At 65.4% G+C, this 12,072-nt stretch carries 10 protein-coding genes; 9 read left to right on the top strand and 1 reads right to left on the bottom strand.

The features are described 5' to 3' along the window. Positions 1–21 precede the first annotated feature (21 nt). Both Spa11_RS12585 and Spa11_RS12580 read left to right on the top strand, forming a co-directional pair. Entirely contained in the window at positions 22–1,326 is a 1,305-nt protein-coding gene (locus Spa11_RS12585; RefSeq protein ID WP_197529354.1) for an MFS transporter, read from the top strand. A gap of 2 nt (positions 1,327–1,328) precedes the next feature. Further along, positions 1,329–2,885, top strand: a complete 1,557-nt coding sequence (locus Spa11_RS12580) for a glycoside hydrolase family 3 protein (RefSeq protein WP_197529353.1) — start codon at positions 1,329–1,331, stop codon at positions 2,883–2,885. 9 nt (positions 2,886–2,894) lie between these two features. Here the strand turns inward: Spa11_RS12580 and Spa11_RS12575 are convergent, their stop codons facing one another. After that, positions 2,895–3,752: a hypothetical protein gene (locus Spa11_RS12575; RefSeq protein WP_145112741.1), complete on the bottom strand. Its 858-nt coding sequence runs from the start codon at positions 3,750–3,752 to the stop codon at positions 2,895–2,897. A 312-nt stretch (positions 3,753–4,064) separates the two neighbouring features. On the opposite strand from Spa11_RS12575, the gene acnA reads away from it, so the two are divergent. The 7 genes from acnA to Spa11_RS12540 all read left to right on the top strand — a co-directional run bounded on the left by acnA (position 4,065) and on the right by Spa11_RS12540 (position 11,902). Beyond that, positions 4,065–6,776 carry an aconitate hydratase AcnA gene (gene acnA, locus Spa11_RS12570; RefSeq protein WP_145112740.1) on the top strand — a complete coding sequence of 904 codons (2,712 nt, stop codon included), beginning with the start codon at positions 4,065–4,067 and terminating at the stop codon, positions 6,774–6,776. A gap of 143 nt (positions 6,777–6,919) precedes the next feature. Further along, positions 6,920–7,486 (top strand): hypothetical protein, encoded by a 567-nt coding sequence (locus Spa11_RS12565; protein WP_145112738.1) that lies wholly within the window; start codon positions 6,920–6,922, stop codon positions 7,484–7,486. Between the two features lie 630 nt (positions 7,487–8,116). Continuing rightward, positions 8,117–8,509, top strand: a complete 393-nt coding sequence (locus tag Spa11_RS12560) for an SRPBCC family protein (RefSeq protein WP_145112736.1) — start codon at positions 8,117–8,119, stop codon at positions 8,507–8,509. Between the two features lie 386 nt (positions 8,510–8,895). Further along, complete coding sequence (locus tag Spa11_RS12555) at positions 8,896–9,225, top strand: DMT family transporter (protein ID WP_145112734.1); 330 nt, start codon at positions 8,896–8,898, stop codon at positions 9,223–9,225. A 232-nt stretch (positions 9,226–9,457) separates the two neighbouring features. Next, complete coding sequence (locus Spa11_RS12550) at positions 9,458–9,895, top strand: nucleoside deaminase (RefSeq protein ID WP_145112732.1); 438 nt, start codon at positions 9,458–9,460, stop codon at positions 9,893–9,895. Between the two features lie 115 nt (positions 9,896–10,010). Continuing rightward, complete coding sequence (locus Spa11_RS12545; RefSeq protein ID WP_145112730.1) at positions 10,011–11,402, top strand: M90 family metallopeptidase; 1,392 nt, start codon at positions 10,011–10,013, stop codon at positions 11,400–11,402. A 2-nt stretch (positions 11,403–11,404) separates the two neighbouring features. Then, positions 11,405–11,902, top strand: a complete 498-nt coding sequence (locus tag Spa11_RS12540; protein WP_145116997.1) for a GNAT family N-acetyltransferase — start codon at positions 11,405–11,407, stop codon at positions 11,900–11,902. The last annotated feature ends 170 nt before the right edge of the window (positions 11,903–12,072 follow it).

Raw genomic sequence — 12,072 nt, 5'->3', positions numbered from 1 at the left:
CGTACTCCGCGGTGGACTCTTTTGAATCACGCCAGCGATAAGCCCGCCCCTTCGACTCGCCTTGCGGCGTGGAGTTGGATTCCGACGCTCTATTTTGCGTCGGGGCTGCCCTACGTCGCCGTGATGACGCTGGCGACAGTGATGTACCAGAACCTGGGCGTCGCCAATTCGGTCAACACCGATTACACGGCCCTATTGATGTGGCCGTGGGTGGTCAAGCCGCTTTGGAGCCCGCTCGTCGATGTGCTGAGCACTCAGCGCCGGTGGGTGGTGGCGATGCAAGCCGTGATCGCAGCGGGGCTGTTTGCGGTCGGGATGGCGGCGCCGACAGAGAACTTCTTGATGCTCACGATGAGCGGCTTCTGGCTGTTGGCGATCGCATCGGCGACGCACGACATCGCCGCCGATGGCTTCTACATGGCGAGCATGCCCGAGCGTGATCAGGCTTGGTTCGTGGGCATCCGGAGCTCGTTTTATCGGCTATCAATGATCGTCGGTTCGGGCGCGCTGGTGGCGTTGGCGGGGGTGCTCAATAAGGCGGCTGGCTTTTCGATCAGCGAATCGTGGTCGGCGGTCTTTAGCGGCATCGGCGTCTTGTTCGTCGCCTTCGCGGCGTATCACGCCTTTGCCCTACCCCACCCTGCCGTTCGACGTGCGGTTGAGTCACGGACCGCCCGCGATGTCCTCGTCGAGTTTGGCAGGACGTTCAGCACCTTCTTTCAAAAGCCGGGAATCGGCCTGGCGCTCGCCTACCTGTTGATCTACCGATTCAGCGAAGCGCAGCTGGTGAAGATGAAGCCCCTCTTCCTGCTCGATCCGCGGGACAAGGGAGGCCTGGGGCTTTCGAACGAACAACTCGGTCTCTTGGACGGCACCATCGGTGTGACGTTACTGACGCTGGGTGGAATTGTCGGCGGCATCATCGTCGCCCGCGACGGCCTGCGGCGGTGGTTCTTCCCCATGGCGTTGGCGATCAACCTCCCGAACGCCGCTTACGCGTGGCTGGCGTTCACGCAACCCGAATCGATCTGGCCGATCGCAACCGCTATCGGCATCGAGCAGTTTGGTTACGGCTTTGGTTTCGCCGGCTACATGCTTTACATGCTGCACCTGTCTCGCGGCGAGCACCAGACCGCCCATTACGCCCTTTGCACGGGGTTCATGGCCCTCGGGATGATGATCCCAATGAAGTACTCCGGCGCCCTGCAAGAGTGGCTCGGCTACGAGAAATTCTTCCTCTGGGTGTTGGCGGCGATCGTCCCGAGTTTGATCATTACGTTGCTCGCACCGCTCCGTGAAGAACCGCAGGAAGCCTCTGCAACATGACTGTGAGTTCAACCCCCAAGCCAACCGACGAGCCGACCGATCTGCGCGAGCGCCTCGCTCAATTGCTGATGGTGCGCATCGGCTCGAACCTGCCGCCGATCCTCCGTGTTCATGAGGACGAAGGGCGGGTGGTTCAGCTGCTCGGCGACTGCCCCGTTGGTGGGCTGCTGCTCTTTAATGGCTCTTGGCCCGAAACGCGCGAAACGCTCCAGCGTTTGCAGTCGCAGTGTCGGCATCGCCTGCTCGTCGCCAGCGACATCGAACGCGGCGCCGGGCAGCAGGTGGCGGGGCTGACGCTGTTTCCCCATCAACGCGCGTTCGTCGATCTCAAAGACTCGGACGAAGCGATCGGCGAGTTCTGCCGCACGACGGCGAGCGAAGCCCACGCCGCGGGCATCGACGTGACGTTCGGCCCCGTCGCCGATGTGAACAGCGACCCGCGGAACCCGATCATCGCGACCCGCGCGTTCGGCAACGACCCGCAGCGCGCGGCGGAGCTTGTCGCCGCTTATATCCGGGCTTGCGAAGCGGAGGGCCTGATGACCACCGCCAAGCACTTCCCCGGCCACGGCGATACGCACCAAGACTCGCACGACGCCACGCCGCGCGTCGAAGCCTCGGCCGAAGAGCTGCGCCAGCGAGAACTCGTCCCGTTCCAAGCGGCGATCGACGCAGGCGTCTCGCTCTTGATGACGGCCCATGTCGAGTACCCCGCCCTCGACCCCAGCGGCCTGCCCGCGACGCTCTCGCGCCCGATCCTCGTCGATCTGCTGCGCGGCGAGATGGGCTTCGAAGGGGTCGTGTGCAGCGACAGCCTGCTGATGGCGGGCGTGCGCGATCGCTTCGACACCGAGGGCGAGATGTGCCTGGCGGCGCTCAACGCCGGCGTCGACCTGCTGCTCGACGTCGCCGACCCCGTGTCGGTCGTTAGCGCCCTGGTGGAGGCCGTCGAAGCGGGGCGTTTGACGATCGAACGGATCAACGAAGCCTTCGACCGCGTCTGGCGATTGAAAGAACGCGCGGCGTCTCGCGCGTCGATTCAACTGCCGACGCCCGAAAGCCTCGCCGGGGGTGAAGCCGCGGCGCTGCGGATCGCCGGCGCCGCGACGCGCGTCGTCTCGGCGTCGCCCGGCGCGCTGCCGCTCGATCGGTCGAAGAGCGTCACGTGCCTGATGCTCAAACCGCACCACCGCCCCACCGACCCGCCGGAGCAACCGCTGGCGGCGGCCCTGCGGGAGGAGTTCGCCGCGGTCCGTTACTTCGAGACGGGCCCTGAGATCGATCCCTCGCTCGCCGCCGACCTCCTCGCCGGATGTCCCGAAGGTTCGCCGATCGTCGTGGCGATGATCGTGAAGCCCGCCGCGTGGCACGCCTTTGGGCTGACCGAAGTGCAGGACGCAGTGATCCGCGAACTGATGGCGGCCCGGCCGGTGGTGCTCGTCTGCCTCGGCGTTGAGAACGCGCTAGACGGCTACCCCGACGCGGCGGCTCGGCTGGTGACGCACAGCGATGTGCCGGCGAGCCAGCGGGCGCTGGCGGCGGTCCTCGTCACTCGCTGACTATTCAATTCAGCGTTGACGACGGCGTCTGCGGGCCACGAGCGTGATGGCGGCGAGCAGCTGCGACGTGCCGGGCTCGGGCACAACGCTAAGTGAAGTCATCGTGTACTGGAGTTCGCCGATCTGACCACCGAGCGACGGGAAGCCGAGGCGCTGGAGCGTGGGCGAGTCCTCACGGTGGTTGATGCGAAGGACGGCAGCGGCGATGTCGTCCAGCGTCTGGGGCGGCCCTTGCGCTGCTTCGCTCGGCAGAGCCGCGCCGATTGGTCGGAAAGAGAGCGTTAGCTCTTCTAGGAACGGAGTCGATGCAGCGACGCCGCTGTATCCACCCACAATTGCAATCACCTCATGGCCTTCGATGACGCCGTCGCCGTTAATGTCGGCGAGAACCCTTATCGTTCCAGACGATCCGTTGCCATCAAGGTCGTCAGCTTGCAGGTCTTCTCTAGCAATGGTCAGGCTTGGCCCCACGATGTCTAAAGGCGTAGCAGCCAGCGAGTCACCAACATCGTTGGCTTCCAAGGTTTTGACGGCATAGTTGATCCAAGGGATCCGGAAAGCGGACGGCGGCGATGCTTCCGAAGCTTGTTGCAGGGTCGCGCTGGGGCGGGAACCGTTCGCCTCGCCTTCGGCGCCGAACCCCGTGAGGCCAAAGCCCGTCATCTGGTGGGTCCGAACGACGCCGAAGCGGTCGTCCGTTATCTCGACCACCTGCTCGTCGTCGAACTCGTAGAACCCACGCAGCGAGGCTGGGGCGCCAGCGAGCGCCCCCTCGGTAAGCGTCGCCACGAACTCGACGCGGACGGGAGCGGCGATCGCTGTTGCGGCCAGTAGGGTGACGATCAGGGCGAGTCCGGTAGTCCGCATCGAGGCCTTCCGTGGCGGCGATGGTGAAATGGGTGGGCGGCGAAATACTAGCCGCTCGGGGGCTATCACGCTGCGCCGCTTATCGGTTCCGGGCGCCGCCGACCCGCACACGGCCCGACTCCCGCCCCGTGGCGTAATTTGCTAGGGTGGTTGGGCTTACGCCGATGCGCTCCGGGAGCTGACGCTTCCCGGCTCGCAGGCGGCCGTAGCGCGTAGGGCGGGCCTTGCCTGCCAGAATCAAAGCCAAACGTGACGCCGGCAGGCGAGGCCTGCCCTGCGAGCCAATCCGCAATCCGCTATCCGAATTCCGCAATGGCAACCTTCGATCCGTTCTCCGCCCGCGACACCTTCAAAGCTCCCCAGGGCGACATCGGCATCTACCGGCTGTCGAAGCTCGAAGAGGCCGGCCTGACGAAGGTCGACGCCCTCCCCTACTCGATCCGTGTGCTGCTCGAGTCGGTGTTGCGGAACTGCGACGGTTACGTCGTCAGCGAGCAGGATGTGAAGTCGCTCGCCGCCTGGGCCGACACGAAGGGTCTCGAACCGGTCGAGGTGCCCTTCACCCCGGCGCGGGTCGTGCTGCAGGACTTCACCGGCGTGCCGTGCGTCGTAGACCTGGCGGCGATGCGGTCGGCCATGCGGCGGCTCGGCGGCGACCCCTCGAAGATCAACCCGCTGGTGCCGGTCGACCTGGTCATCGACCACTCGGTGCAGGTCGATCACTACCTCGGCGAGACGGCGCTCGACCTCAACATCGAGCTCGAGTTCGAGCGCAACGCCGAGCGCTACGAGTTCCTCCGCTGGGGACAGAAGGCCTTCGACAACTTCCGCGTGGTGCCGCCGGGCACCGGCATCGTTCACCAAGTGAACCTCGAGTACCTGGCGAAGTGCGTCTTCGTCCGCAACGACCAGCAGGGCCCCGTCGCGGTGCCCGACTCGCTGGTGGGCACCGACAGCCACACGACGATGATCGACGGCCTCGGCGTCGTCGGTTGGGGCGTCGGCGGCATCGAGGCCGAGGGCGTCATGCTCGGCCAGCCGATCTACATGCTCACGCCCGAAGTGGTCGGCATGAAGCTCTTCGGCAAGCTCCCCGCCGGCGCGACCGCGACCGACCTCGTGCTCACCGTCACCGAGATCCTCCGCAAGGAGAAGGTCGTCGGCAAGTTCGTCGAGTTCTTCGGCCCCGGCATGTCGAACATGGGCCTCGCCGACCGCGCGACGATCGCCAACATGGCCCCCGAGTACGGCGCCACGATGGGCTTCTTCCCCGTCGACGACGTGACGCTCGAGTACCTCCGCGGCACCGGCCGCACCGCGGCCGAGGTCGAGCTCGTCGAGCGCTACTGCAAAGAGAACCAACTCTTCCGCACCGACGACGCCCACGAGCCGACCTTCACCAAGGTGGTCCAGCTCGACCTGGCGAGCGTCGTCCCGTCGCTCGCCGGGCCGAAGCGTCCGCAAGACCGCGTCCCGCTCAGCAGCATGAAGGGCGCGTTCCGCGCGGCGCTGACCGCCCCGGTTGGGCCGGCAGGGTTTGGGCTCGACGAGAAGGCGCTCGAGCGCACCGCGACTATCGAAGAGGACCACCACGCCTCGACGATCACGCACGGCGCGGTGACCATCGCCGCGATCACCAGCTGCACCAACACGTCCAACGCCAGTGTCATGCTCGCCGCGGGCCTCGTGGCGAAGAAGGCGGCCGCCAAGGGCCTCAAAGCCAAGCCGTGGGTCAAGACGTCGATCGCCCCCGGGTCGCGCGTCGTGTCGGACTACTACGAGAAGTCGGGCCTCGGAGACGAGCTCGAGAAGGTCGGCTTCTACACCGTCGGCTTCGGCTGCACGACCTGCATCGGCAACAGCGGCCCGCTCCCCGAGCCGGTCGCCAATGCGGTCGTCGAGGGCGACCTCATCGTCTCGGGCGTGCTGTCGGGCAACCGGAACTTCGAGGGCCGCATCAACCCGCACGTGAAGGCGAACTACCTCGCCAGCCCGCCGCTGGTGGTCGCGTACGCCCTCGCCGGGACGACCGACATCGATCTCACCACCGAGCCGATCGGCCAGAGCGACGCCGGCGAGGACGTCTACCTCCGCGACATCTGGCCGACCCACGAAGAGGTGGCCGACGTCGTCAAGACCTGCGTGCTGCCGGAGATGTTTATCGAGCAGTACGAGGGGGTCTGGAGCAAGAACCCCAAGTGGAACGCCATCCCCACCAGCGAGGGCGAGCTGTTCGAGTGGGACGCCGCGAGCACCTACATCCAAGAGCCGCCTTTCCTCGAGACGATCACGCCCGAGGTGAAGTCGATCGAGCCGATCGTCGGCGCGCGGTGCATGGCGATGCTCGGCGACTCGACGACGACCGACCACATCAGCCCGGCCGGCTCGATCGCCAAGGACTCGCCCGCGGGCCGGTTCCTCATCGAGCACGAGGTCGAGCCCCGCGACTTCAACAGCTACGGCGCCCGCCGCGGCAACGACCGCGTCATGACGCGCGGCACGTTCGCCAACATCCGCATCCGCAACTTCCTCACGCCCGACATCGAGGGGGGCGTCACCCGCTACCTGCCGACGGGCGAGGTGATGTCGATCTACGACGCCAGCATGCGGTACCAAGCCACCGGCACGCCGCTAGTGGTCCTAGCGGGCGCCGAGTACGGCACCGGCAGCAGCCGCGACTGGGCCGCCAAGGGGACTTTCCTGCTCGGCGTCCGCGCGGTGCTGGCGACGAGCTTCGAGCGCATCCACCGCAGCAACCTCGTGATGATGGGCGTCCTGCCGCTGGAGTTCGAGTCGGGCGCCACCTACCAATCGCTCGGCCTCACCGGCGAAGAGGTCTTCGACATCGCCGACCTGAGCGACGCCCTCCAGCCGCGGCAAACGATCGCCGTCAAGGCGACCGCCGCCGACGGCGCCGTGAAGACGTTCGACATGAAGTGCCGCATCGACACGCCGGTCGAACTCGACTACTACCGCCACGGCGGCATCCTGGCGTTCGTGCTGCGGAAGCTTCTGAAGGAATGATTCACCGCGGAGGACGCGGAGAGAAATTTGGAGGACGCCATGGCCACGCTTGCGTGGCCATGTGCTTTTGTAGACAACGTTGCAAATCTAGGTTGCGTTGAATCGAAGCGTGAACCCGTTACCGATCTCTGCGTCAAATAATTATGGCTACAAGAGAAGAGCTAAATGCAGCGAGGCTCTTTGTTGAGAAAGCCAACCGCTTGCTGAAGAGTACATTCTTGAAAGAAGCTGCCGTGAACATGGGTTGGACGCTTTCCGGCAAAAAGGACGAAGCCGTCAGAATAGAGCACCGTGGGCCGCGGTGGGAGAATGTCGAGGCTTTCGTGCTCACGTTTAGATTCTTCATTCAAGACAATGAGTCCATCTCTATTCGCAACATGGCGAAAGTTTTCTCAAGCGATCTTGCTACACCGGGTGAGCGAAGGCGCTTTTATGAGATCCGAGAAAGCCTCAACAAGTACCTTGATGGCTCAAGCATGTTCAAGGAAGGAGCAAGGACCGCGTCTCGGCGAGAAGTAATGGATGTCTTCATCTATGGCGGGATGTCGCATGCCAAACCTAAAAAGAAAGAGAAGTTTGATGCGTGGATGCGACATGTGCTGCTTGGGCCGATGACTACAACCGAATTCACGACAATCCTGTCAACAGTCTTGTCGGCCATCGAAAATATTCAGCGGATTTGTGTTACGCTGCTTTACAGGTATGCCTAGTGAAGTAGGTCAGGCTATGCCTGACGGCCCTGCTATGAGTAAGAGTTCGAAGTAACGGGAAGAGTCGTCAAGATTGGAGAACCGTCAGTCACAGCCTGACCTACAAAACGTGTCGAGAACCATGCCGCTATTCGCATCCCATGGGTTCTTCCATCTGCCAATCCTGATAGCTGGCCTGCTGGTCGTAACGCCTCTCTGCGCCTTCTTGTACCAGTGGGCAAAAAGCAGCGTTTGGGGTGTCGCTACGCTGTTGCTACTGTTTGCCATTTCGGTTTGGTTCAACCTGAAGCTTTTTCGAAAAGACTAACCGGCGTTAGGCCGTGATTCGCCGGGGGCACCGCTACGCTGCGATCCCGGCCACACGAACGGTTTGACAAAAACCCCGGAGGGGCGGCAGCGCGTAGCCAGGGGCGCGAGCCCCTGGGAGCCGTATCGCTTCAAGAGGCGAAGCCCCGGAGGGGCGACAGCAACTCGGCAAACTGAGTTGCTGTCGCCCCTCCGGGGCTCACTCCAATCTCGCATCATGTTCCAGGGGCTGGCGCCCCTGGCTACGCGCTGCCGCCCCTCCGGGGCTATAAGGTTGGCTGGGTAATTACTAGCTTCCGCCTTCCGCCTTTCAACTTTCAACTCATGGCGTCCCTCTACCAAGAGACCCTCCTCAACCAGCCCGCCTCAAAGGTCTGGCAGGCGTTGCGGGATGTTGCGAAGACGCACGAACTGTTCGCCGGCGTGCTGACCGACTGCCGTGTCGAGGGCGACTTGCGGACGGTCACCTTCGCCAACGGCGTGGTCGTGGAGGAGCGGATTATCGCGATCGACGACGACCGGCAGCGGATTGCTTATACGGTGCTCGGCGACATGTTCGAGCACCACTCGGCGTCGATGCAGGTGATCGCCGTCAGCGAGAGCGAGTGCAAGTTCGTCTGGTTCAGCGACTTGCTGCCCGACAGCCGCGCGGAGGTCGTCGCCCCCCTGATGCGAGGCGGCTGCGCCGCGGTCCGCCGGTCGCTCGATGCGTCGTAACGCGGTGGCCAAAATCCAGCGAAATGCGGCCAGAAACACACAGAAAGTTACCCCGCGCCAGAGCCGCAAATTGGCACGTTGCAGCGGCTTCGGAGGCCGGTCGAAGAAGTTGTCGTCCGGGGCGTAAAGTCCCGCCTACGTGCACGCTAGGGCCCTTAGAATCGATGCTGTGACCACGTCGGCGACAGCTCGGCGCCGAAGCCTCTCGGTGGCCCAAATTCCACTGGGAGCAGCCGCCCACCCGGAAGCCCTTCGCCCCGCCTCCCCGGCCGTCGTGTCCTTCGTGCCCGTCGAGTTAAGCTACGTCTGCGAGGCCACGACCTCGGCCCCGCGTTGGGGAACGCTGCCCGGGACGGCCCGGCTTTCTCTAACCAAGAGAGCCTACGATGGCCTGGGTCTATTTAGTCGTGGGGGGCGTGCTGGAAGTCGTGTGGGTCTTCTTCATGAAGGAGAGCCGCGGCTTCACGAAGCCGACGCCGACGCTGCTCACCCTCGTGACCATGGCGGCGAGTTTCGCGCTGCTATCTGTCTCGATGCGGACGCTCCCCCTCGGCACGGCCTACGCCGTTTGGACGGGCATCGGCGCTGTGGGCGCCTTTGTGGTCGGCGTGCTGGCGTTCAACGAATCGGCAAGCCTCCTGCGCGTGACCGCCGTAGCGATGATCGTTGGCGGGCTCGTGCTGATGAAGGTGGCGTCGCATGCGCCGTTGGAGTGACCGTTACTTCGAAGATGGCGAGCCGGGAACGCCATCGCGAGTCGGGCTGCCCTGCGTTGCCGGCCGTCGTGCCCTCCGTGCCCGTCGTGGTCCCAGCCACTTGTACTCTATCGAAGCGTCGCCGAGTCCGATTGCATGAAGCCTATCAGGAGGGTTAGCCTCTCATCGGTGGAGACCGTAATCGGGGTCGGGAGACCCCTCCTACAAGAGTTCAATCCCCAGGGCGTCAATCATGGATGAGTTCCTCGCCGCTGCGATCGATGAAGCCAAGCTCGGGCTCGCCGAGGGGGGCATCCCGATCGGGTCGGTCCTCGTGATCGACGGCAAGATCGTCGGCCGCGGGCACAACCGGCGGGTGCAGCAGGGGAGCGCCGTCTTGCACGCCGAGATGGACGCGCTGGAGAACGCGGGTCGGCTCACGGCGGCGGACTACCAGCGCTCGACGCTCTACAGCACGCTGTCGCCGTGCGACATGTGCAGCGGGGCGTCGCTGCTCTACAAGGTGCCGCGGATCGTGGTCGGCGAGAACCGCACGTTCCAAGGCCCCGAGGCGTACGTCCGCAGCCGGGGCGTCGACCTCGTGATCGTCGACGACCCGGAGTGCGTGCGGCTGATGGAAGAGTTCATCGCCGCGCGGCCCGAGTTGTGGAACGAGGATATAGGCGTTTGAGAGCGACAGCGTCGCCCTGTGGGAGGGGTCTCCAGACCCCGATTACGGCGTCGGAGCCGTGGCGGTATGGTGCGCGTCATCGGGGTCTGGAGACCCCTCCTCCATTGGTTGTCGAATGTTCTCCTGGTTCCGCCGCCGCCCTGCCGCTGTTGCGAGCGGCGATTGGGAATCGATCCTCGCGCGGAACGTGTGGCACTACCGCTTCGTGCCGGACGAGTGGCGTACGCGTCACGGCGAGGTCGTCGCGCGGATGGTCGCCGAGCGGCGCTGGGAAGGCGCGGGCGGGCTCGTGCTGACCGACGAGATGCGCGTCACGGTGGCGGGCGTCGCGGCGTTGATGACGCTGGGCTATGACGACCGGTACGTTTATCACGATGTGCCGGCGATCATTCTTTACCCCGGGGCGTTCAACGCGCGGCGGCAAGACGGCGGCTGGCTCGACCTGTTGGGGGGCGGCGGCGATTCGGACGTGGGCTCGCACCGGCTCGGCGAGGCGTGGCGGCGCGGGCCGATCGTGTTGTCGTGGCCCGACGTGATCCGCAGCGCGCGTCGGCCGGGCCGCGGGCAGAACCTCGTGCTGCACGAGTTCGCTCACTACGTCGATGGCCTCAACGGCGACACCGACGGCATCCCGATGGTCACGGGCGCCGCGGCGCGACGCTGGCCGGCGGTGGTGAGCCGTGAGTTCGATCGCCTCGTCGCGCAGGCGCGGCGCGGCGAACTGACGGTGCTCGACCAGTACGGCGCCACCAACCACGCCGAGTTCTTCGCCGTGTCGACCGAGTGCTTCTTCGAACGCCCGCACGACATGCGCGAGCGGCACGGCGAGCTCTACGGGCTGATGGCGGACTTCTATCGGCAGGACCCTTCGCAGTGGCTGCCGCGCTTGGCGCCGCGGCGGCGCGTCGCGCAGTCGATGCGCGCGCCGATGCACGTGGACGTCAGTGGGCTGGGCCTCAGCGGCGCCGACGCGGCGTTCGCCGAAGGCCAGGCGTTGCTCTCGGCCGGCGAGTTCCGCGCGGCAGCGGCGGCGCTCGACCGCGCCATCGCGGCGGACCCAAACGACGCCGAGGCGCTCGTGCTCCGCGCCGAGGCGCGGCTCGGGCTAGGCGAGTTCGAGTCGGCGCGCGACGACGCGCTGGCGGCGATCGCCATCGAGCCCGACAGCGTCGCCGCGCAGGTCGCCGCCGCCGAGGCGTTCTTCGAACTCGATGACGACGCGGCGGCGGGCAAGCACGCGGCGCAGGCGCGACGGCTCGACGCGAAGGAGCCGGCGGGCTGGCTCTACGGCGGCCTCGTGGCGTTGAACCAAGAGCGGATGCGCGAGGCGAAGAACCTTCTCAAGCGCGCCGTCGCGCTCGACCCGTACGACGGCGACGCCCACTACTGGTTGGCGACCGTGTGCGAGAAGCTCGGCGACAGCCGCTCCGCCGCGCGCTACTACGACCGCGCCGAGCTGCTCGCCGCGGCGCCAGACGAGGCGGACGAGTCGGAGGACTCACCGTGACGATGGCGATACGGCTGGCCGACTGCGACGCGACGCACCTCGATGCGATCCGCTCGATTTTCAACACCGAGATCGCGCAGTCGATGGCCCTCTGGGAGGAATCGCCGCGTTCGGAAGCGACCGTGCGCGGTTGGTGGGACACGAAGGTCGCAGCGGGGTTTCCCGTGATCGGCGCGTTTGACGGCGACGAGCTCGTCGGCTTTGCGACCTACGGCCAGTTTCGGCCGCAATCGGGCTATCGGCTTACGGCCGAGCACTCGATCTACGTTGTCGCGTCGCATCGCGGGCGCGGGATCGGGCGGCTGCTTCTTACTGCGATCGTCGAACGTGCGCAAAGCGCAGGGATGCACGCCCTCATCGGCGTGATTGACGCCGCCAACTCGCCGAGCTGCCGCCTTCACGAGTCGGCGGGCTTTGAGCTGGTGGGCAGGCTGCCAGAAGTTGGCCGTAAGTTCGATCGTTGGCTCGATGCTTGCTTCTATCAGAAGACACTGAAATAGAGCGCTGCGCTTCGGCGCCCCGAACGCCGCTAGCGGGATTATGAAGCAGGCAAGAAGTTGGAAAAACGCGGCCCGTGTGCGTCAACTCGTGTAGTTGCAACGCCAGCGTCCAACTACAATCACCGCCAAGTCGCGCCCAGCTTGCCTCTTCTTCCGCGCGACGAACGCCA

The organism is Botrimarina mediterranea, assembly GCF_007753265.1.
Lineage (GTDB): Bacteria > Planctomycetota > Planctomycetia > Pirellulales > Lacipirellulaceae > Botrimarina > Botrimarina mediterranea.
Note: the sequence above shows the minus strand (reverse complement) of the source record. Positions and strands in the feature narration are given on the sequence as shown.

Excerpts from the sequence above, each read along its gene's own strand:
- Spa11_RS12575 (WP_145112741.1), bottom strand. The coding sequence starts at position 3,752 with ATGCGGACTACCGGACTCGCCCTGATCGTCACCCTACTGGCCGCAACA.
- acnA (WP_145112740.1), top strand. The coding sequence starts at position 4,065 with ATGGCAACCTTCGATCCGTTCTCCGCCCGCGACACCTTCAAAGCTCCC.
- Spa11_RS12565 (WP_145112738.1), top strand. The coding sequence starts at position 6,920 with ATGGCTACAAGAGAAGAGCTAAATGCAGCGAGGCTCTTTGTTGAGAAA.
- Spa11_RS12560 (WP_145112736.1), top strand. The coding sequence starts at position 8,117 with ATGGCGTCCCTCTACCAAGAGACCCTCCTCAACCAGCCCGCCTCAAAG.
- Spa11_RS12555 (WP_145112734.1), top strand. The coding sequence starts at position 8,896 with ATGGCCTGGGTCTATTTAGTCGTGGGGGGCGTGCTGGAAGTCGTGTGG.
- Spa11_RS12550 (WP_145112732.1), top strand. The coding sequence starts at position 9,458 with ATGGATGAGTTCCTCGCCGCTGCGATCGATGAAGCCAAGCTCGGGCTC.
- Spa11_RS12545 (WP_145112730.1), top strand. The coding sequence starts at position 10,011 with ATGTTCTCCTGGTTCCGCCGCCGCCCTGCCGCTGTTGCGAGCGGCGAT.
- Spa11_RS12540 (WP_145116997.1), top strand. The coding sequence starts at position 11,405 with ATGGCGATACGGCTGGCCGACTGCGACGCGACGCACCTCGATGCGATC.